Consider the following 18,715-nt stretch of genomic DNA (forward strand, 5'->3'; position numbering starts at 1 on the left):
CGTTGTTCGCGGGGCTATCGAAGCATGTCGACTTGAAGCTCGTGAGCCGGCTGGAGTTCGGCTCGGGGGCAGTGGCGATGCGGTACGAGCCGAGAAGGTAGCCATCGGGCTTGCTAGCCCGAGCCGGCCGCATCATGGAGCGACTCGGGCCAGGCCTTCCAAAGTCTCGACCAACCTGACGAGACCGCCAAGCCGTTCCGGTGCGCCTAGGCCGATCCCACGAGGCGCATCGCATGATCGCCATACAAGTCGTTCGGACAGTCCACTAGGCTCCTTGCGCGCCTTGCCGGCTGTGACGATCGTCACTGCGCGCGGAAGATGACCCTTCTAACCTCAAACGCGGTTCGGCGCTCCAACAACAGCAATTTTCGGCGCTGAAGACAGGAGGTGGAGGATGTCATTACGGACTCTATCGGCGGCTGCGGTGACCGCGCTATCTATCTCGATCGTTGAAGGCGGATCGGCTGCCACGATTGCTGGAGCGGCGCCCGCCTCGACTTCGGTGGCGACCGTTTTTGCGACCGGACTCGACAGTCCACGCGGACTCGCCTTCGACAAGGACGGGACGCTCTATGTGGCTGAAGGCGGTACAGGCGGTACTACGTCGACTGTAGGCCAATGTCTGCAGGTTCCGCCACCGGTGGGGCCGTATACGGGGGCAATGACGGGGCGCATATCCAAGATCTCGCGCGACGGGACCCGGACCACGGTCGTCGATGGGCTGCCGTCGAGCCAAACCGGCCCCGCCTCGGGCGGTCTGGTCAGTGGGGTGGCCGATGTGACCTTCGCGCACGGCAGGTTGGTCGCGCTCATCTCCGGCGCCGGCTGTTCGCATGGCCTCGCCGGGACGGCCAATGAAGTGCTGCGGGTGAGCGATGGCAAAACTCGCCGTTTGGCCAACCTATCCGCCTTCCTTGCGGCGAATCCTGTTGCCAACCCTGACGACAATCCCGCGACTGGTGACTTCGAGCCCGATGGGACCTGGTACAGCTTCGTCGCGGTCGGGCGCACGCTCTACGCCACGGAGCCGAACCACCAGGAGATCGACCGCATCAGCGCCAACGGCCATGTCAGCCGAGTGGTCGACTTCTCGAGGTTCTTTCCCGGCAACATCGATTGGCGCGGGCCTACCGGGATTACCTACCGCGACGGCTGGCTCTACGTGGGCACACTGACTCCATTCCCGATTAACCCGGGAAAGGCGCAGGTCTTCAAAGTGAACCCGCGTACTGGCGACTTCACGGTTTTTGCCGATGGCCTATCTACGATCCTGGGCCTGAGCTTCGATGAAAACGGTGCCCTCTACGTTCTTGAGATGAACGATGCGCCCGGCTTTCCGTCCCCCGGCAATGGCAAGGTGATTCGGATCAGTGGCGGCTCGCGGACCGTTATCGTGAGCGGTCTCTCCCTGCCCACCGGGATGGCGTTCGGGCCGGACCACAACCTCTATGTGTCGGTCAACGGACTCGGTTTCCCGCCAGGAGCGGGCCAGATCATGAAGATCAGCGTTCCCCAGGAGGCTGACAACGACTGACGGCCAAGGCCCGGGTGCTGGTGAGTACGGCACCCGGGCATCGTTCCCGAAACGACCGATCCTTTTCGGTCTCCCTAGCATCGCGCGCCACGCAGCGCTACTCTTGATGCGGAATGGGCTATGCGGAGGTGCTCGCGGTGGCGGCCCTCTTCCGCGGTGCGCGGCCGGAGGAGTTCGCGGAGCTCGAGAGGTTTTGCAGGCGCCGACATTTCGAGCACGCCAACTACCTCTGGCACGCGGGGGACGCAGCGGACGCAATGTTCGTCATCGTCAGTGGGGAGGTTGTCTTGTCACGCCTGGGCCCCGATGGCGAGGAGTTCATGGTCGAGGCCTATCACGAAGGCGACGCGTGCGGCCAGCTTCCCTTCTTCGACCTTGTGCCGGTTCGAGTCGTGGATGCGCGGGCCGGAACAGCCCTTGACGTCGTGGAGATCCCACGCGAAGCGCTGATCACACACCTGCGTGCCCATCCCGGCCTCATGATGCGCATGCTAGGCGTCTACTCGCGCTGGATACGCCAGCGCGACCTGAACGCATCCGAGTTGGCCTTCCAGCACCTGGCTGGCAAGATCGCATGCAAGCTCCTCGATCTGAGCGAAACGTATGGCCAGCGTTGCGATGACGGCCTGCTGATCCGCCGCCATTTCGCGCAACATGAGCTCGCCGCGATGGTGGGCGCCAGCCGCGAGAGTGTCAACCGAGCGCTCCAGCGACTTCTCAACAACGGTGACGTGATCCGCCGAGCCGGCGAGCTGGTCATCCCCGACGTTGACAAGTTGCGCCTGCGCTACGCCTGGTCGGCGCCGGCGGAGTGGGAGCTCAGCCGATCGGTAGACCGCCCGACTCGATCGTCGACCGCGGGGTGAACCGAAGGCAGGAAGCTCGACATACAATGGGCGGAGTCTTTCCAGCGGAAACGCTCGAGAAATCGATAGTCGGCGACGTCATCACGCGTTCCAACCCGGCATATGACGAAGCCCGCAAGATCTGGAACGGCGACATCGATCGTCGGCCGGTCGCAATCGCCCGCTGCACGAGTGCAGGCGACGTCGTGGCGGCGTTGCGGGCTGGCCTCCAGAGCGGGCTCCCGATTGCGGTGCGATGGGCGGGCACAGCTTCCCGGGACATTCCATTTGCGACGGTGGGCTGGTGATCGATCTGCGGCGGTTGAACGCTGTGACAGTTGACGCATCCACTGGGCGCGCCATCGTCGGCGGCGGTGCCGTTTGGGCTGAAGTCGATGCGAAGACCGTGCCGGTGGGCTGGGTCGTCACGGGTGGCCACGTAAGCCACACGGGTGTCGCCGGACTGACCCTCGGTGGCGGCGTCGGCCACCTGATGCGCCGCTTTGGCCTGACTGCCGACAGCCTGATTTCGGCCGAGCTGGTCACCGCCGACTCACGGCTGCTGCGGGTGAGCAAGGATGAACACCCGGACCTGTTCTGGGCTCTTCGGGGGGCGGGCGCAAACTATGGGATTGTCACCAAGTTCGAGTTCCAGTTGCGCGAATTCAGTGGCACGGTCTTCGGCGGGATGGTCTTCTACAAGCCCGAAGACGGGCCCCAGCTGATGCGGCTCTATCGCGAGTTCATAGCTCGGGCGCCGGACTCAATCACGACCATCCTGGGGTACCTGCATGCACCGCCGGCCCCGTTCGTGCCAGAGGCCCTTCGGTTCAAGCCTGGTTATGCGATTGTCGTTGCCGGCACGGACCAGCCGGACGCTGAACGTGGGCTCAAGGAACTGCGTTCGTTTGGGCCGCCGCTCTTTGACGCGCTGGGCGCCATCCCGTACGGTCTGCTGCAACAGATGCTCGACCCGGCGATGCCGTGGGGCACGCGATGCTACCTCAAGTCGCACTACATCAACTCCTACTCGGACGGTGTGCTCGACGCCATCCATGCCACGACGCCCAAAATGCCGCCTGGGCCTTCGCAGGCGCTCGTGATCCAGATGGGCGGGGCCGTGGCCCGGGTCCCCGAAGCCGCCACAGCGTTCGGCGGCCGGTCCGCTGCCGGGCTCGCCCTGTTCCTGGGCGTCTGGGAACACGAGTCGCAGAGGCTAGCCTGCCGCGACTGGGCCCGGAGCTCCTCGGATGCGCTCGAGCCGTACGCGTCCGGCACCTATGTCAATCTTGCCGATGAGGAGCCGGAAGAACGGTTAAAGGCATCCTACGGCGCCGAGAAGTACACGAAGCTCAGCCGCCTCAAGCGTCAATACGATCCCGACAACGTCTTTCGCCTGAACCAGAACATCAAGCCAGGAGGCCCTCCTTGACAGTCTCCGAACGGAGGTCTATTACTGGGTCGTCAAAGGCCGCTTGTGGTTGGAGGGATTGCGATGTCCGAAGAGAATAAGGCTCTCATTCGCCGCTCGATTGACGCCGAAAACGACGAAGGCCTCGCAGCCTTCGATCGGTTCTATGCCGCCGATTGGATCGGTTGGGACAGCCGGGATGGCTCGAAGAGTAGTCGCGAGGACATGAAGAAGGAGATGGAGGTCATCCTGTCGGGGTTCCCTGATGCGCGCACCGACATCGACGACCTCGTTGCCGACGGGGACAAAGTTGCTTTACGCGTAACGGTGACCGGCACCCATACTAAGGATTCGAAGACCTACGGTCCGCCGACCGGCAGGCGACTCACGTTCGCGATGATTGGAATCGATCGGATCGCCAGCGGAAAAATCGTGGAGAGCTGGTGGGAGACTAGCGGGCTCGGCTTCCATTACCAGCTAACCGGGAAACCGGCGCCGTCATTGAAGCAGCCGGCGTCCCGGTAGCAAGCAGCGTTTAGGGTTGCGCCCCTGGCGCAGCAAGCGCCGGGCGCAACCCGGTTTCTGGACGGCATGTCGCGGGACGACTGGTCTTTCCCTACCTACTCCCGCTGGTCCGAGCCGTCGACCTCTGCGCCTCCAGTGAGCCGGATCGTGCCTGTGAAGCAGCGACCGTTAGCTGACCGTGCACAGCTGAATACCGTGTATTGCGCGAGCACGCGATCGCCCACCAGGTAACCTGCCGAGACGTAACCGCTGAGCACGGCGGTGAGCTTTTGATTGTCCTGCCTGCCTACGAGCATCGCGGAAAAGGACTTCGACGGGTCGTTGGCTATGACGTTGTATCGAGCTGTTAGGTACGTAAACCGTTTGTCGCCGGGCGTGCTGATATCAAGAACCGTGCCGCTAAACGTGCCCTCGATGTCGCCGCCGACCACGCCAACCATATGGGGGAAGGCTGGCGAGAACCATTTCGTATAGGTGAGTTCGACGCCATCTCCGGCCCTTGCGTTCACTTGGCCTGAGGCGGCCAGGGCCCCCGCCCCGAGTATCAATGCCGTCAGCACCGTGATAACGAACGCCGTCCTTCTCGAGAACGTTGTCCCGCGGAACGCTTTCGTGATTTCCATGATTGACCGCCTCCAGATTTATTCGGCTCGCCGGATGCTGGGCCGTTGGGGCAACGCTAGGGCCGGCGGGGCCTCCAGACGAAGGGGAAAAACACCTGTTTCAGATCAGGCTCCCTTAACAGGTACAGAAACAGGTATCGGGTCGCGTAGTTCGCCCGATGTGCAGCGACCGCCTTCTCTTCACCATGAACGCATTCCGATCCGACAAGGAGGAACTCGCGATGCTCGCTCGACTCCGGTTCGATCGGTTGCCGCCGCTATTGTTCCCGCTGATCTTCGCGCTGGCGGCCGCGATGATTCTGGGAGGCACGTTGGCCTACGTGCTCAAGCCGCCTACGCTCGTTCCAGGCCGGACGCAGGTGCTCGTCATCCACGACAACGCCGACTCCAGTCCACGCGCCAATGCGTGTCTGTGGATTCGGGGACATAAGGCCTGCTAGGGCTTTCTCAGTGCGACAGGATACGGACCGGCGTCCAGCTGTAATCGAGAAGCAGATTGGCGCCATAGCCGTCGACGTACGGTTTTACAAGCTCCGTCCGCGACCAGTAGAAGAGCGCCGCCATCGCCTGATCGTCCAGCAGCAAGCGCCCGGCCCGCTGATACCCGGCTAGCGCACCATCCAGCGGCAGGCGGTCTGCCGCCGCCACGACGGAGTCGACTGTGAGATTGGAGTATCCGGATCCAGTACTGTCGTTGCCGACTTGGTCGGCCGAGGTAGTGAAGAGGTTGTCGAACCAGTCTTTCGGATGGTCATAGTCAGCCACCCAGGTGCCCCGGAAGAGTGTCAGCTGCTCCCGCGGCAACGCGACAGAAAAGAAGGTCGCCGGGTCCAGCGCATGAACCGGAATGTCCAGGCCGAGGTTGGCCTTCCACTGGTCGTGGAGATTGCTTGCGACGCTCTCGAGGAACGGCGACGGCGGACCGTACGTGTAAACCAGTCCGCGCAGTCGCGACCCACCTGGGTCCAGGCGCTCAATCGTGGCCCGGGCCGTGGCCGGGTCGAAGCGTGCGGTTGTGTCGGCTCGGTCCCCCAGGTATCCCTGAAGGCCCTTCGTGATAAGGCCACCGTTTGCCGGTGTACAGATCCATCCGTTCTCGCATACTGCCTGCGCCAGCGCCGAGCGGTCGATCGCCTGGCTGAAGGCCTGGCGTAAGTCGCGACCCTGGGCCCCGGAGAACGGACCGGCCTGGAAGTTAAAACCGACCCAATCCGTGTGACCAAATGGCCAGGTATGGATCTCCGCGCGGTGCACCGGGTCCGAGGCCAGGTTCCTGAGCTGAGGACCAAGGCTCGAGGTGAGCTCAGGGAGTCCAGCCGCGCTAACCGGTGCGGCGAAGCCGAGAACGTCAACTTTGCCGGTCTGGTAGGCCTGCCATTGGCTCGCTCCGGGTGGGAGAACCTGCAGTTCGACTCGGGTCAATTCTCCGGTGCTGCCGCCCCACCAGTGGGGGACAGGGGTGAAGACCAGTGACTCGTTCCGGGTTCGAGCTGTCAAGCGAAACGGCCCGGTGCCAACGAGCCCATCCGGGTTCGTCCACCAGGTCGCCTGGCCGCCCGCCGCGATCGCCTTCGCGTCGACCACCCAGGCGCCCGGCAGTGCGAGCGTTGCCAGGAAATCGCTCGTGGGGGCGGTTAGATGGACCACCAGGGTGCGCGCATCGGGAGCAGACAGACCGGTCAGCGGTGGGATCGGCTGCTTCGCACTGGCGGCGTCGACGATCGCGTGGTACCCGTCGATCGCGCCAAAGGTGAAATTTGAGTAGTTCTGCGCCGGCGCGGCCCGGTTCCAGCTGTAGACGAAGTCGGCAGATGTCACCGGATCGCCGTTTGAGAACGTTACGTTTTGGCGCAGGTGGAACGTATACGTCCGGCCGTCTGTCGAGACGTCCGGGCTGCCGCTCGCAATATCCGGCACCAGCCGCAGATGGTCGTTGAAGCGGTATAGGCCCCCAAAGATATTGGTGCCGATCGCGTACGTAAATCCGGGGCCGATCTGCGGCGGGTCCAACGGTGCGAGGCTGCTGATGTCCGACGCGATCGCGAGTCGCAGGATCTGGGTGGTGGCAAGCTCCTTGGGCGGCGGCCCCGCCGGCTGGCAGGCGACCACCACGAGCGCTGTCGCGGCAAGCAGCGCCGTTCGGCGGAGAGCCAGCATACCGCCGTCGATCTCAGCCGCTCACGAGGCGAACCAGCCGCACCCGGTTGTTTCCTAGATCAGCGATATACAGGTTCCCGGCGCCATCAACCGCCAGGGCCACCGGGTTGTTGAGCTGGGCCGCGGCGGCCGGTCCGCTATCACCTGCGTAGCCGGCCTGCCCTGTTCCGACCAGGGTTGAGATGTTGCCGGCGAGATCGACTTTGCGAACGCGGTTGTTGGCGCTATCCGCGATGTAGAGGATTCCATGCGCATCCACAGCGAGCCCGGTCGGGATGAAGAGCTCTGCTTTTACAGCACGGCCACCGTCGCCTGCGGATCCAGTGCTGCCATTGCCGGCGATGGTGGTGATTACGCCGTCAGGGGTGACCTTGCGAACACGGTCGTTGCCCGCGTCAGCAATGTAGAGGTTGCCCTGTTGATCGACAGCGAGGCCTTCTGGCGCGCTGAGCTCGGCAGAGGTCGCTTGGCCACCATCGCCGCTCCAGCCCGCCCGGCCGGTCCCCGCAACGGTCGTCACCGCACCGCTCGCATCCACCTTGACGACCAGGTTTGCGCCGGTCTCCGCCACGAACACGTCTCCCTGCGGGTCAGTCGCGCATCCCCTGGGTTCTGGACCGTTTACTACAGTCGATATCAGACGGATATTGCCTGACGTGACTTTCCTCACGCGGTTGTTACCGGTGTCGGTGAGGTAGAGGTCTCCGGCCTGGTCGAGAGCCAGCCCCGCGGTCCCGCGGTTGATCGCATACGCCCCCGCTTCCGAAATTGACAGCTGAGCCTGCAGTGCCGGGCCGCCGTCGCCTGAGTAGCCTGGGTAGTTGTTGCTGCTGCCGGCCACCGTGGAGACAGCGTTGTCATGCACCATGCGAATCCGATAGGCGTCGGCTAAGTAGACATCCCCGTTCTGACTCACCGTAATGCCGGCGACAGCGGCGAGATCGGTGGCACTGGGTGCGGAGCCATCCTGCGAAACAGCCGCCCGACCGGTGCCAGCGAAGGTCGTGATGCGCGGACCAGAGGGCTTGTCGGCGAGGAGTGACGGACGCATGGCAGCGAAGAGGAGGAGGCCCGCCGAAACCGCGACCATCAGCCCGCCAACCGCCCATAACCAGCCCGGTCGGAGTCGGGGCCTACTTGGGGCCCGGACTGTTGATTGCGCTCGCGGCAGGGGGGCCGCCGGTGCCAACCGGGTAGAGTCGGCGGCAACCCAGGCGGCAACCTGCGCCCGAGACTTGAATCGAAGCTTGTTGCGGATCTGCTCGAGATGACCCTCGGCGGTGCGCTCCGAGATGAAGAGGCGCTCGGCGATCTCGCGGTTGCTCAGGCCTTCGGCGACGAGTGCCGCGACCTCGCGTTCGCGCCGGGATAGGGCTGGCGAGGCCGTGCTCATCGGACGCTACTATTTTGCGCCGACCTCCAAATCGCTAAGTTCTGATCTCGTTGTCGGCGGTCGCCTTCTTGCGGCAACCCCGGTAACTGGTCAGCGGTCCTACTATGGACAAGGTCCTTTCGAGAGAGACGCTGAGGAGGAAACCGAACTCATGGATTGGAAAATTGAACTGGTGGCGGTGCCGGTATCGGCCGTAGACCGGGCCAAAGCGTTTTACGTGGACAAGGTCGGCTTCAACGCCGATCATGATCAGCAGGTCAACGAGAATTTGCGCTTCGTGCAGCTGACGCCGCCGGGTTCGGCGTGCTCGATCTACATCGGCACCGGATTGACGAAGATGAAGCCCGGGTCAATCGAGGGTCTGCAGATGGTGGTGCCGGATATCGAGATCGCGCACAAGCAGCTTGCCGAGCGCGGTGTCGCGGTCAGCGACATCGAGGACTTGTCGTGGGGCAGGTTCGTGTACTTCAGCGATCCCGACGGCAACAAATGGGCGGTACAACAGTTGCCAAAGCGCAACTAAGAGATGGCCGCCACCAAGCAAATCCCCGTTTCGGAGCACATCAAGAAGATCCCGCCGTCGGTGCGTCCCATCGTGCAGGCAGCCCGCCGGACGGTGCAGGCCGTCGCCCCGAAGGCGGACGAGATCAGTTATCAAAGCCAGCCTCCGCGGTCGAGCACGTACATGTGGAAGATCGTCCGTTACGCGGTGGACGGTACGAACGTGGTTGGAATCGGCACTTTCCCGCGGCACTCGACCCTGTTCTTCTACCATGGCCGCGAGCTCGATGACGGCAGCGGCCTGCTCGAGGGCTCCGGAAAGGACTCTCGATTCATCACGCTCAGGGAGCCCGCCGACGCGGAGCGGCCGGCCGTCAAACAGCTGGTGCGTAAGGCGTTCAAGCTCGGCGGCGTCTCGCGGTAGCGGCTGCCAACCCAAGTCGAGCCAGGTAACAAGCAGTGTGCGGTCGAATCTCCTTTTCGTTTAACCGGGCCGAGCTGCTGGCCACGTATGCCTGGCTGCGCGATGCGCCCGAGGAGGAGGCTCGCTACAACATCGCGCCGACGGATCCGGTCGTGGCCGTCGGCCCTCACAGTGCCGATCTGGTGCGCTGGGGTATCGACGGCAGAAAGGGCGGCCTCTTCAACATCCGCTCGGAGACCGCGATCGCCAGGCCCTCCTACCACCGACTCCTGCTCGGTCAGCGAATCCTTGTGCCGGCCAGCCACTTCTACGAGTGGCGCAGCGTTGGTGGGCGGCGGATGCCGATCGCCATTTCACGGGAGGACGGGGCGGTCCTCAATCTGGCCGGACTGCTCGGAACGTGGGAGGGAAGGCTCGCCGCGACCATCCTCACGACGGTTCCGAATGGGGACATCGTGTCCCTTCACAACCGCATGCCGGTGGTGCTCAACGACGACGACGCCGCGACCTGGGTGCTCGAAGACCTGTCCCTACAGCAGATCGCCGGCTTCCTCAAACCGTGTCCCGACGGATGGCTGCGCCTGGTGCCCGCGTCGCCTCTCGTGAACGATGTGCGGAATCAAGGTCCCGAGCTGCTCGATCCGCAAGCCTTGCCGCCCCAGTTCCAGCTCGACCTGATCCCTCCCGGCTAGGGGGAGCTGTCGATCTGGCCGCAGGCCATTCGTATAGAAGCTGAAGACGGCCACAGGTGCCGGCGGTACTGTCAAGAGGAGCAGAAATGAGCAAGATCGTTGCGTTCACGAGTCTCACGCTGGACGGGGTGATGCAAGCGCCCGGCCGGCCAGACGAGGATCGCCGTGGCGGCTTCGCGCACGGCGGCTGGGCACTTCCCTATGCCGATTCGGTGCTGGGCGCCGTCTCGGGAGGAAGCATGGCGTCGACCGGTGCGCTGCTGTTCGGGCGACGGACCTACGAGGACTTCTACGGCGTCTGGCCCAAGCGGACCGACGGCAATCCCTTCACCGCGGTGCTGAACAAGACCAAGAAGTACGTCGCTTCGACGACCCTGAAAGAGCCGCTGCCGTGGGTCAACTCCACGCTGCTCAAGGGCGACGCGGCGGAGGCCGTGGCCCGGCTGAAGGCGCAGCCCGGCCAGGATTTCGTCGTGCTCGGCAGTGGCGTCCTGCTGCAGTCGTTGATGCGGCGCAACCTCGTCGACGAATACGTGCTCCTGATTCACCCGCTGGTGCTGGGATCCGGGCACCGCCTCTTCACCGACCAAGGTCAATTCGCCGCACTCCGGCTCATCGACGCCAAGACGACAACCACCGGTGTCGTGATCGCAACCTATCAGCCCGCCGAAACGACCGGAGCCAAGGACCTGAGCCCCGCTAGGGCCGGGGCGTTCGAAGGAACCGGTCGATGAAGCAATATCTGCTCAGCGTCAATCAACCCGACGGCCCTCCTCCGCCGTCCGTCGACCTGAAACGGATCATGCAGGATGTCGACGTCGTGATTCGCGAGATGAAGGCCGCCGGTGCCTGGGTCTTCAACGGCGGTTTGCACCCGGCCAGCACGGCGACCGTCCTGCGGCTGCAGGCCGGCGAACTGCTGATGACCGATGGCCCCTACGCTGAGGGCAAGGAGCATATCGGCGGGATCTGCATCATCAGCGCGCCCGACCTCGACGCGGCGCTCGACTGGGGTCGCAAGCTAGCGCGGGTGATTACCCTCCCGATCGAGGTGCGACCGTTCCAAGAGGAGAGAGAGGACTGATCGCTGGCGGGAGCGCCCTTGCGGCCTCGGAAATTGAACGTGTATTCCGTGAAGAGTACGGACGCGCGGTGGCCGTGCTGGTCCAGGACGCCTTCACGGCGGCCTTGCAACGATGGCCATCCGGCGGACTCCCGCCCAGCCCGGCGGGTTGGATCATTACGACAGCCCGCAACAGGGCGATCGATCGGCTTCGCCGAGAGGCCTCCCGCGAGGACCGTCACGCCCAGGCCGTCCTGCTGCACGCCCAGGGCGAACCGGCCGAGGAGGGCGCCGTGCGCGACGACCGGCTGCGCCTGATCTTCACCTGCTGCCACCCTGCGCTCGCCGTCAGCGTGCAGGTTGCACTTACGCTCCGACTTCTCGGAGGGCTCACGACCGTCGAGATCGCGCGCGCCTTCCTGGTCTCCGAAGCAACGATGGCTCAACGGTTGGTCCGCGCGAAGGGCAAGATCCGTGATGCGCGCATCCCGTACCGGGTTCCGAATGAGGCTGATCTCCCGGGCCGGCTTCGGGCCGTGCTGGCCGTCGTCTATCTCATGTTCAACGAGGGGTATGCGGCGAGTTCGGGTGACCGCCTTGTCCGTGAAGAGCTCTGCGCGGAGGCAATCCGGCTCGGACGGCTCCTTGTCCACCTCATGCCCGACGAACCGGAGGTCATGGGATTGCTCGCGCTCATGCTGCTCGTCCAGTCGCGCCGATCCACCCGCACGGCGTTGGATGGCTCTCTCGTCCTACTGGCTGACCAGGACCGCGGCCTCTGGGATCGCGACCTCATCGACGAAGGGCAGGCCATCGTGCGGCAATGCCTCGAGCGTAACCAGCCCGGTCCGTACCAGATCCAGGCGGCGATCAACGCCGTGCACACCGATGGAACCGATGCGGCCGCCACGGACTGGTGGCAGATCTTGCAGCTCTACAACCAGCTCCAATCAATCGCTCCGAGCCCGGTCGTCGCGCTCAACCGCGCGGTCGCCGTCGCCGAGGTCGAGGGACCGGATGCGGCACTGACCCTCGTCGACGGCCTCGAGCTCGATGGCTACTATCTATTCCACGCTGTGCGCGCCGACTTCCTCCGGCGACTGGGTCGTAACGCTGAGGCGGCGTTGGCGTACGATGCGGCGATCGCCCGCGCCGAGAACGCGGCCGAGCGGGACTTTTTGCAGCGTCGCCGTCAGGCGGTCACGGAGCTCGAGCGAAAGGAGTAGACGACGTGGCTGAAAGAGAGCCGGCCACGGAACTGCACCAGCAGTTCAGCAGCGAGGGCGCGACGGCGACGCCGTGGTCGCTGGCGCGCCGGCAGCTCGAGAAGGCCGAGGTGTACTGGCTATCGACCATGCGTGCTGACGGGCGACCGCACGTCACGCCGATGGTGGCGGTCTGGATCGATGGCGCGTTGTACTTCTCCACCGGCGGCACCGAACGCAAGGCGCACAACCTCGCACAGAACTCCCACTGCGTCATCACGACCGGGTGTAACCGTCTCGCCGAGGGTCTCGACCTGGTTGTGGAGGGCGACGCTGTCGTGGTGCGCGACAAGGCCACGCTCCAGCGCGTAGCCGACGGCTTCGCGACGAAGTACGATCCTCCCTTTAATTTCAAAGCGACCGACTTCACGGCATTCGGCGACGGCGGTGAGGTCCTCGTTTACGAGGTCAGTCCGACAAGAGTTTTTGGCTACGGCAGGGGGAAACACTACAGTGCGACCCGTTGGCGCTTCTAGGTGGCGCCGGATACAAGGAGAGAAAGCATGTTTAGGGCAAAGGCGGCGTTCAGCGGCTTTTCCGTGAGCGATCTACCAACCGCGAAGAAGTTCTATGCCGAGACGCTGGGATTGAAAGTCGAGGACGATGGGGTAGGGGTGAGGCTCCATTTGCCTGGTGGCGGTACCGTCTTTGCCTACCCCAAGCACGATCACCAGCCGGCCACGTTCACCATCTTGAATTTCGGGGTCGATGACATCGACGCGGCGGTCGATGATCTCACGAGTCGAGGCGTCCAGTTCGAGCACGACGATGGTGCGAAGACAGATGAGAAAGGCATCTTGCGCGGCAGGGCGCAGAATAGGGGCCCGGACATCGCCTGGTTCAAGGACCCCGCCGGGAATTTCCTGTCAGTGATCGAACAGAGGGAGGGTACACCGCAATGAATGTCGAACAGATCCGCGGACTCAAGGGGCAGACCGTAACGTTGCGGCTCCTACCGGACGCGCCTGGAGCGCCGGTCGTGACCGGGCGCGTCCTGGGGATGATCGAGGCCGCAGACGGCCTCGTCCTGACGGTCGAGCCGAACGGCGCCCCAGGGAAACGCGTCACGGTCCACCACCAGCACATCACCTCGGCGACGCCGGCGTAGCCCTACGAGGTGAGCTGTTTGCTCATCTCCCAATCGTGGCCAAAGGGATCGGTGACGCGCCCGGTTCGCCAACCGTATTCCTCGTGGATCGCCGCCACCACCGTCGCGCCCGCTGCGACCGCCTGCTCGAAGACCGAGTCCGGATCGTCGACCGACAGGATCATCCGCACCGATCCGGCGCCCGGCTCAGCAGTGCCGGCGTTGCCGTCAGTTTGGACCCAGAACACCGCGCCTCCGACCGAGAGTTGTGCGACGGCGACGGTCCCGTCGTCGGCGGGGAGACGATAGAGCTCGACCGCCCCGAACGCGGCCTTGTAATAGTCGATGGCCTGTTGGGCGTCACGTACGGTCAGCCACGGAGCGATGCTCCGAGTTGCTGCGGAACTCATGCCTGGATCCGCCTGTCTCGTGAGGAAAGAGGCGGCTTTGCCCGCTCCTCCCTGAGAAACGCGCAGCTCGCCATGGTCACACAATCGCAGTCGCGGCTCTCGCGAAGGATGCGTTCGACCCCCTGCGCCGCATTGATCAGATCAGCAATCTCGTCGAGCTTGCCATCGACGAGTCGGCGCCAGTATGCCTTTGCCCGACTTCCCGCGGGAGTGGCCAGCAGCCCCCGTATGTCGACCAGTCGCATGCCAAGGCGGCTACAGAATCGAATCAGCATGAGACGATCAATCGTCTCTGGGTGGTAGCGGCGCTTGCCGCTCACCCGATCGGCTTTTGGCAAGACGCCGGCGTCTTCGTAGTATCGAATGGCCGATGCGTGGAGACCGGTGGCAGCCGCAACCTCTCCGATGCCGAGAGACGCCTTCACGGACGTGCCAGTCTGTAGCAATTTCGTGTTCATGTTTGACTTCAAGTCTACTTGAAGTGCGAGCGTAGTGAGCATGCAAGAGAACGATTTGGTGTGTACCCTGACCACCGCTGACTATCAGGACCGAGAGGCCGCGTGGCTCAAGGTCGGAAGCTATATCGCGGCGTCCGCCACCATAGCCGGCGGCCTCAGCTTTCGCTTCGCTGCAGCCCGCGGCCTTGGGGACTCGCTCACTGAGCTTGTCCGGTTGGAGGCCGAATGCTGCGCCTGGATGGCCTTCGCGATGTCGGATTCGCCGGACGGGATCACACTGGCGATCACCGCGAACGGCCAGGATGGCGAGCGTGCAGTCCGCGAGACGTTTGCCCCTCTGGTTCGCGCCTCAGGCGGAGCGTAACCAGCAGCGAGAAGCCGGCCTGACCGCGCCCCTGACCGGGTAATCGAGGCTTAACCAGCCGGCCTTGACATCCGGTGGCGGAGATGGTTAAACGTGGGAACACACTAGCCCGACTCTGAAGGGAGGGGAATATGGAATACGCTTGGCTTCGGCGACTCGACGTTCTGGCCAACGGCGGCCAGCTCGGGGGGGACGGCAGATGAACCGGCACCTCGGTCTGCGCCGCCTCGGCATCCTGGCTGGGGCCGTGATCCTGCTGACCGCTTGCGGCTCGAGCAGCGCCGCGAGCACGAGCGCGGCGAGCGCCAAGTCCGCCGCCGACATGGGTGGGATGGACGCCTTGGTCGCAGCGGCCAAGAAAGAGGGCACGCTGAACGTCATCGCGCTTCCTCCTGACTGGGCCAACTACGGCGTCACCATCACGGCGTTCCAAAACAAATACGGCATCCACGTCAATTCGGCCGCTCCCAACGACAGCAGCCAGCAGGAGGTCGACGCGATCGGCACACTCGCCGGCACGACTCGCGCTCCCGACGTGGTTGACGTCGGTATGGCGGTCGCTCTGAAGAATGTCGACCGCTTTGCTCCGTATCAGGTCTCAACGTGGAGCGATATTGCAGCGAGCTCGAAGGAGCCCACGGGACTGTGGGTCCAGGATTACAGCGGCGCCATGGCGATCGGCTATGACTCCAGCAAGGTGCCGGCCATCACTTCGGTTCAGGATCTCCTTGGTGATGCCTTCAAGAGCAAAGTCGCCCTTCCCGGCAACGCGCTGGGCTCGAACCAGGCGGTGAACTCGATCATGGAGGTGAGCCTAAACAACGGTGGTTCGCTCGATGACATCAGCAAGGGCGTCGATTTCTTCAAGCAGCTGAAGGCGAAGGGCAACTGGGTCAACGTGATCGGGACGACGGCTACGGTCAAGGAAGGCACCACGCCGGTCCTCTTCGAATGGGATTACAACTCCCAGACGCACGTCAAGGACGTCTCGACGTGGAAGCTCTTTTTGCCGGCGAACCCCGTGGTTGCTGCCTACGCGCAGGCCATCAACAAAGGTGCACCACACCCGGCGGCCGCCCGCTTGTGGGAGGAGTACCTGTATTCGAACGCAGGCCAGAACGAGTTCCTCAAGGGCGGTGCCCACCCCATTCGCATGGCGGCTATGACCGCCGCGGGGACTGTCAACGCGGCCGCGGCGGCGGCGCTACCGCCGGTGAAGGGCACGCCGGTCTTCATGAGCGATGACCAGGCGGCAGCGGCCAATGCCTACCTCAAAGACAACTGGTCCAAGGCCATGGGTTGATCGCTGCCGGTAATCCGGACGTCAAGACGGCGCGCCGCCCGCAAGAGGGCGGCCGCCGTTTCCCGCTTCATTGGATCGGCGCGCTTCCATTCCTGGTTTACGTCGGCCTGTTCCTGCTCCTCCCCACCGTGATCGTCGTCGTGGGCGCGTTCGCTGGCAAGGATGGCCCGACCCTGTCCAACATCACCGATCTGAACCAGGGGTTCGTTGTCAACGCCTTTGTTAGCAGCCTGCTGATCTCCACGGCAAGTGCCGTCGTTGGCGCCGTGGCCGGTGCGCTGCTAGCGTACGCGGTCGCCACCGGAAACCCACGCGGTGTGCTGCGTCGGGTGGTCTCGTCCGCTTGTGGCGTGCTCGCCCAGTTCGGCGGTGTGACGCTGGCCTTCGCCTTCATCGCCACCATCGGCAGCGTGGGTTTCATCAGGTTGTGGCTTCAGGACCGCGGCCTCGACATCTTTGCGAATGGCGTGTGGCTCACCGAGCTACCGGGTCTGGTCCTCGTCTACACCTACTTTCAGATTCCGCTGATGGTGCTGGTTTTTCTCCCGGCACTCGACGGCATCCGCCCGCAATGGCGGGAGGCAACCGAGAGCCTCGGCGGCGGCACCTGGCACTACTGGCGCTACGTCGCCGGTCCGCTGCTGGCCCCGGCCTTCCTCGGCGCCACACTGCTGCTCTTCGCCAACGCGTTCTCCGCCTACGCGACCGCGGCCGCACTCATCAGCCAGGGCAATCCAATCGTGCCGATCGCGATCAGCAACTTTCTCACCAGTGAGACCGGGCGCAGCAACCCGGGACTCGCGCAAGCGCTGGCGCTGGGCATGGTCGTGATCGTGGCGATCGTGATGACGCTCTATGCCCTGCTTCAACGCAGGACGTCGCGGTGGCTTCGATGAACCCAGCTCACCAGGCCGGCCGATGACGCGCGCTCGCCGGCTCAGGCTGCGCGTGTTTCGTGTGATCGTGCTCGTCCTGGGCGGGGCCTTCTTCCTCATTCCGATCGGTGCGATGTTCGAGTTTTCCACGCGAGGCAACCATGTCGGCGCGCCGCGCACGCTGGATGCGTGGACGACCATCGTGACCTACCCCGACCTGCTTGGGGCCATCCGCGACTCGCTGGGTCTCGCCGCGATCACCTCCGTCGCCATGGTGGTCCTGCTGCTGCCGACCATGATCTGGGTCCGCCTCCGGCTGCCACGGCTGAAGCGGACTATCGAATTCCTCTGCCTCCTGCCCCTCACCATCCCCGCGATCGTCCTCGTGGTCGGGCTATCGCCCGTCTACCGGTGGATGGCGATCAACCTCGTCGATACGATCTTCCTGCTTTCGTTTGCATACGTCATCCTGGTGCTGCCGTTCGCGTACCGCGCGCTCGACGCCGGTCTTTCCGCAATCGACGTCAAGACACTGTCGGAAGCGGCTCGCAGCCTGGGGGCTGGTTGGGGCACGGTGATGTTTCGCGTCATTGCGCCGAACATGTCTGGCGCGCTCCTCAACGCGTGTCTGCTCTCCGTCGCCCTGGTCCTGGGTGAGTTCACCTTCGCGAACCTGCTCAGCTACCTCAACCTCCAGGTCGAAATCTTCCAGCTCGGCCTGGCCAACGCGGGGACGTCGATCGCGGTCTCCGTGGCGTCGCTGATGTTCGCCTTTATCCTGCTCGTGATTCTGTCGTTCTTCGGGCGGGCACGGGCGCGCGTGGCTCCTGAGCGCGCCGGTCTCCCGTTCCCGGGCGCGGCTGGAGGAGGCCTGAGGTGACGACTGCGGTCGCGGCCGCCGGGGTGGGGACCGCCACGCGCGCTGGTGTCGAGGTTCGACTCGAGAACCTCCAGCGTCGCTACGCGGGGGTGACCGCGCTCGACGGCTTGAGTCTGACCATGGCCCCGGGCGAGCTGGTCGCCCTGCTCGGGCCATCCGGCTGTGGCAAAACGACGGCGCTGCGGCTGGTCGCGGGTCTGGAGCAAGCCGACAGCGGACGGGTGGTGGTCGGCGGTGAGGACGTCACCGGGCAGCCGACCAACAAGCGCGATGTCGGCATGGTGTTCCAGGCGTATTCGCTGTTTCCGCATATGACGGCCTGGCAGAACGTGGCGTTCGGCCTGCAGATGCGCAAGGTGGGCGCCGACCGGCGGCGCCAGCGGGCGGGCGAAATGCTCGACCTCGTCGGGCTGTCCGGATTCGCTAATCGGTTCGCCCATCAGTTGTCCGGCGGCCAGCAGCAGCGCGTGGCGCTCGCTCGGGCGCTCGCGATCCAGCCGAAGGTCCTGCTGCTCGATGAGCCGTTATCCGCACTCGACGCCAAGGTTCGGGCACGGCTGCGCGACGAGATCCGTCGGGTGCAGCTCGAGGTCGGGATCACCACCCTGTTTGTGACCCACGACCAGGAGGAAGCGCTGGCCATCGCCGACCGCGTGGGGGTGATGCACTCGGGTCGGATCGAGCAGCTGGGACCGCCGACGACGATCTACTCGCGGCCGGCGACGCCCTTCGTCGCCGAGTTCGTCGGCCTCACCAATCGTCTTCCCGGCGTCGTGCGGGGCGGGGAGGTCGAAGTGCGCGGCGCGAGGCTGCCCCTGGTCCAGCCCGACGCCGCCGAGGGGCCGGCGATTGCGCTGGTGCGCACCGAAGCGGTGACGATCGCGAGCGACGGCGAGGCTGCCACC

At 64.5% G+C, this 18,715-nt stretch carries 26 protein-coding genes; 21 read left to right on the forward strand and 5 right to left on the reverse strand.

What is annotated here, in order from left to right; all coding sequences use genetic code 11:
• The 6 genes from VHK65_16855 to VHK65_16880 all read left to right on the forward strand — a co-directional run.
• On the forward strand, positions 1–101 hold a 101-nt coding region (locus VHK65_16855; protein HVS07818.1), incomplete at its 5' end, for a deaminase.
• Between the two features lie 293 nt (positions 102–394).
• The gene (locus VHK65_16860; protein HVS07819.1) at positions 395–1,534 is read left to right on the forward strand and encodes a ScyD/ScyE family protein; all 1,140 of its coding nucleotides are present in this window, start codon (positions 395–397) and stop codon (positions 1,532–1,534) included.
• 113 nt (positions 1,535–1,647) lie between these two features.
• Complete coding sequence (locus VHK65_16865) at positions 1,648–2,400, forward strand: Crp/Fnr family transcriptional regulator (protein HVS07820.1); 753 nt, start codon at positions 1,648–1,650, stop codon at positions 2,398–2,400.
• A 26-nt stretch (positions 2,401–2,426) separates the two neighbouring features.
• The gene (locus tag VHK65_16870) at positions 2,427–2,687 is read left to right on the forward strand and encodes a hypothetical protein (GenBank protein HVS07821.1); all 261 of its coding nucleotides are present in this window, start codon (positions 2,427–2,429) and stop codon (positions 2,685–2,687) included.
• Entirely contained in the window at positions 2,684–3,811 is a 1,128-nt protein-coding gene (locus tag VHK65_16875) for an FAD-binding protein (GenBank protein ID HVS07822.1), read from the forward strand. The genes VHK65_16870 and VHK65_16875 overlap by 4 nt, the downstream gene beginning before the upstream one ends.
• 63 nt (positions 3,812–3,874) lie before the next feature.
• Positions 3,875–4,315 carry an ester cyclase gene (locus VHK65_16880; protein HVS07823.1) on the forward strand — a complete coding sequence of 147 codons (441 nt, stop codon included), beginning with the start codon at positions 3,875–3,877 and terminating at the stop codon, positions 4,313–4,315.
• A gap of 95 nt (positions 4,316–4,410) precedes the next feature.
• Here the strand turns inward: VHK65_16880 and VHK65_16885 are convergent, their stop codons facing one another.
• Positions 4,411–4,938 carry a hypothetical protein gene (locus VHK65_16885; GenBank protein HVS07824.1) on the reverse strand — a complete coding sequence of 176 codons (528 nt, stop codon included), beginning with the start codon at positions 4,936–4,938 and terminating at the stop codon, positions 4,411–4,413.
• Between the two features lie 221 nt (positions 4,939–5,159).
• On the opposite strand from VHK65_16885, the gene VHK65_16890 reads away from it, so the two are divergent.
• The gene (locus tag VHK65_16890; GenBank protein ID HVS07825.1) at positions 5,160–5,378 is read left to right on the forward strand and encodes a hypothetical protein; all 219 of its coding nucleotides are present in this window, start codon (positions 5,160–5,162) and stop codon (positions 5,376–5,378) included.
• 7 nt (positions 5,379–5,385) lie between these two features.
• Here the strand turns inward: VHK65_16890 and VHK65_16895 are convergent, their stop codons facing one another.
• Both VHK65_16895 and VHK65_16900 read right to left on the reverse strand, forming a co-directional pair.
• Positions 5,386–7,095 (reverse strand): peptide ABC transporter substrate-binding protein, encoded by a 1,710-nt coding sequence (locus tag VHK65_16895; GenBank protein HVS07826.1) that lies wholly within the window; start codon positions 7,093–7,095, stop codon positions 5,386–5,388.
• Between the two features lie 13 nt (positions 7,096–7,108).
• Complete coding sequence (locus tag VHK65_16900; GenBank protein HVS07827.1) at positions 7,109–8,488, reverse strand: LuxR C-terminal-related transcriptional regulator; 1,380 nt, start codon at positions 8,486–8,488, stop codon at positions 7,109–7,111.
• Positions 8,489–8,639: 151 nt separating this feature from the next.
• Between VHK65_16900 and VHK65_16905 the strand changes: the two genes are divergently transcribed.
• The 9 genes from VHK65_16905 to VHK65_16945 all read left to right on the forward strand — a co-directional run bounded on the left by VHK65_16905 (position 8,640) and on the right by VHK65_16945 (position 13,541).
• Positions 8,640–9,011 (forward strand): VOC family protein, encoded by a 372-nt coding sequence (locus VHK65_16905; protein ID HVS07828.1) that lies wholly within the window; start codon positions 8,640–8,642, stop codon positions 9,009–9,011.
• A gap of 3 nt (positions 9,012–9,014) precedes the next feature.
• Entirely contained in the window at positions 9,015–9,413 is a 399-nt protein-coding gene (locus VHK65_16910; GenBank protein ID HVS07829.1) for a DUF1801 domain-containing protein, read from the forward strand.
• A 35-nt stretch (positions 9,414–9,448) separates the two neighbouring features.
• A complete protein-coding gene (locus VHK65_16915; GenBank protein HVS07830.1) occupies positions 9,449–10,105 on the forward strand; it encodes an SOS response-associated peptidase in 657 nt (218 codons plus the stop codon).
• Positions 10,106–10,191: 86 nt separating this feature from the next.
• Positions 10,192–10,839, forward strand: coding sequence for a dihydrofolate reductase family protein (locus VHK65_16920; protein ID HVS07831.1), 648 nt, complete (start codon positions 10,192–10,194; stop codon positions 10,837–10,839).
• Complete coding sequence (locus VHK65_16925; GenBank protein HVS07832.1) at positions 10,836–11,189, forward strand: YciI family protein; 354 nt, start codon at positions 10,836–10,838, stop codon at positions 11,187–11,189. Before VHK65_16920 ends, VHK65_16925 begins: the two co-directional genes overlap by 4 nt.
• Positions 11,190–11,257: 68 nt before the next feature.
• Complete coding sequence (locus VHK65_16930; protein HVS07833.1) at positions 11,258–12,394, forward strand: sigma-70 family RNA polymerase sigma factor; 1,137 nt, start codon at positions 11,258–11,260, stop codon at positions 12,392–12,394.
• A 5-nt stretch (positions 12,395–12,399) separates the two neighbouring features.
• Positions 12,400–12,909: a pyridoxamine 5'-phosphate oxidase family protein gene (locus VHK65_16935; GenBank protein HVS07834.1), complete on the forward strand. Its 510-nt coding sequence runs from the start codon at positions 12,400–12,402 to the stop codon at positions 12,907–12,909.
• A gap of 27 nt (positions 12,910–12,936) precedes the next feature.
• Entirely contained in the window at positions 12,937–13,335 is a 399-nt protein-coding gene (locus tag VHK65_16940; protein ID HVS07835.1) for a VOC family protein, read from the forward strand.
• Positions 13,332–13,541 (forward strand): hypothetical protein, encoded by a 210-nt coding sequence (locus VHK65_16945; GenBank protein HVS07836.1) that lies wholly within the window; start codon positions 13,332–13,334, stop codon positions 13,539–13,541. Before VHK65_16940 ends, VHK65_16945 begins: the two co-directional genes overlap by 4 nt.
• 2 nt (positions 13,542–13,543) lie before the next feature.
• Here VHK65_16945 and VHK65_16950 read toward each other — a convergent pair whose 3' ends face one another.
• Together VHK65_16950 and VHK65_16955 are read right to left on the reverse strand one after the other, a co-directional pair.
• Complete coding sequence (locus VHK65_16950) at positions 13,544–13,930, reverse strand: VOC family protein (GenBank protein HVS07837.1); 387 nt, start codon at positions 13,928–13,930, stop codon at positions 13,544–13,546.
• Positions 13,927–14,355, reverse strand: a complete 429-nt coding sequence (locus tag VHK65_16955; protein ID HVS07838.1) for a MerR family transcriptional regulator — start codon at positions 14,353–14,355, stop codon at positions 13,927–13,929. The genes VHK65_16950 and VHK65_16955 overlap by 4 nt, the downstream gene beginning before the upstream one ends.
• 73 nt (positions 14,356–14,428) lie before the next feature.
• Here VHK65_16955 and VHK65_16960 point away from each other — a divergent pair, with 73 nt between their 5' ends.
• From VHK65_16960 to VHK65_16980, 5 genes are all read left to right on the forward strand, one after another.
• Positions 14,429–14,752: a hypothetical protein gene (locus VHK65_16960; protein HVS07839.1), complete on the forward strand. Its 324-nt coding sequence runs from the start codon at positions 14,429–14,431 to the stop codon at positions 14,750–14,752.
• A gap of 199 nt (positions 14,753–14,951) precedes the next feature.
• Positions 14,952–16,055 carry an ABC transporter substrate-binding protein gene (locus VHK65_16965; protein ID HVS07840.1) on the forward strand — a complete coding sequence of 368 codons (1,104 nt, stop codon included), beginning with the start codon at positions 14,952–14,954 and terminating at the stop codon, positions 16,053–16,055.
• A complete protein-coding gene (locus VHK65_16970) occupies positions 16,052–16,951 on the forward strand; it encodes an ABC transporter permease (GenBank protein HVS07841.1) in 900 nt (299 codons plus the stop codon). Before VHK65_16965 ends, VHK65_16970 begins: the two co-directional genes overlap by 4 nt.
• 22 nt (positions 16,952–16,973) lie before the next feature.
• Positions 16,974–17,810: an ABC transporter permease subunit gene (locus VHK65_16975; protein ID HVS07842.1), complete on the forward strand. Its 837-nt coding sequence runs from the start codon at positions 16,974–16,976 to the stop codon at positions 17,808–17,810.
• A partial coding sequence (locus VHK65_16980) for an ABC transporter ATP-binding protein (protein HVS07843.1) occupies positions 17,807–18,715 on the forward strand: 909 nt, incomplete at its 3' end. The genes VHK65_16975 and VHK65_16980, both read left to right, overlap by 4 nt.

The organism is Candidatus Dormiibacterota bacterium, assembly GCA_035544955.1.
Taxonomy (GTDB): domain Bacteria; phylum Chloroflexota; class Dormibacteria; order CF-121; family CF-121; genus CF-13.

What these genes read in the sequence shown, in the direction of transcription:
- VHK65_16920 (HVS07831.1), top strand. Translation starts at nt 10,192, where the DNA reads ATGAGCAAGATCGTTGCGTTCACGAGTCTCACGCTGGACGGGGTGATG.
- VHK65_16900 (HVS07827.1), bottom strand. Translation starts at nt 8,488, where the DNA reads ATGAGCACGGCCTCGCCAGCCCTATCCCGGCGCGAACGCGAGGTCGCG.
- VHK65_16960 (HVS07839.1), top strand. Translation starts at nt 14,429, where the DNA reads ATGCAAGAGAACGATTTGGTGTGTACCCTGACCACCGCTGACTATCAG.
- VHK65_16870 (HVS07821.1), top strand. Translation starts at nt 2,427, where the DNA reads ATGGGCGGAGTCTTTCCAGCGGAAACGCTCGAGAAATCGATAGTCGGC.
- VHK65_16885 (HVS07824.1), bottom strand. Translation starts at nt 4,938, where the DNA reads ATGGAAATCACGAAAGCGTTCCGCGGGACAACGTTCTCGAGAAGGACG.
- VHK65_16895 (HVS07826.1), bottom strand. Translation starts at nt 7,095, where the DNA reads ATGCTGGCTCTCCGCCGAACGGCGCTGCTTGCCGCGACAGCGCTCGTG.
- VHK65_16925 (HVS07832.1), top strand. Translation starts at nt 10,836, where the DNA reads ATGAAGCAATATCTGCTCAGCGTCAATCAACCCGACGGCCCTCCTCCG.
- VHK65_16910 (HVS07829.1), top strand. Translation starts at nt 9,015, where the DNA reads ATGGCCGCCACCAAGCAAATCCCCGTTTCGGAGCACATCAAGAAGATC.
- VHK65_16975 (HVS07842.1), top strand. Translation starts at nt 16,974, where the DNA reads ATGACGCGCGCTCGCCGGCTCAGGCTGCGCGTGTTTCGTGTGATCGTG.
- VHK65_16880 (HVS07823.1), top strand. Translation starts at nt 3,875, where the DNA reads ATGTCCGAAGAGAATAAGGCTCTCATTCGCCGCTCGATTGACGCCGAA.
- VHK65_16945 (HVS07836.1), top strand. Translation starts at nt 13,332, where the DNA reads ATGAATGTCGAACAGATCCGCGGACTCAAGGGGCAGACCGTAACGTTG.
- VHK65_16940 (HVS07835.1), top strand. Translation starts at nt 12,937, where the DNA reads ATGTTTAGGGCAAAGGCGGCGTTCAGCGGCTTTTCCGTGAGCGATCTA.
- VHK65_16860 (HVS07819.1), top strand. Translation starts at nt 395, where the DNA reads ATGTCATTACGGACTCTATCGGCGGCTGCGGTGACCGCGCTATCTATC.
- VHK65_16865 (HVS07820.1), top strand. Translation starts at nt 1,648, where the DNA reads ATGGGCTATGCGGAGGTGCTCGCGGTGGCGGCCCTCTTCCGCGGTGCG.
- VHK65_16905 (HVS07828.1), top strand. Translation starts at nt 8,640, where the DNA reads ATGGATTGGAAAATTGAACTGGTGGCGGTGCCGGTATCGGCCGTAGAC.
- VHK65_16965 (HVS07840.1), top strand. Translation starts at nt 14,952, where the DNA reads ATGAACCGGCACCTCGGTCTGCGCCGCCTCGGCATCCTGGCTGGGGCC.
- VHK65_16890 (HVS07825.1), top strand. Translation starts at nt 5,160, where the DNA reads ATGCTCGCTCGACTCCGGTTCGATCGGTTGCCGCCGCTATTGTTCCCG.
- VHK65_16950 (HVS07837.1), bottom strand. Translation starts at nt 13,930, where the DNA reads ATGAGTTCCGCAGCAACTCGGAGCATCGCTCCGTGGCTGACCGTACGT.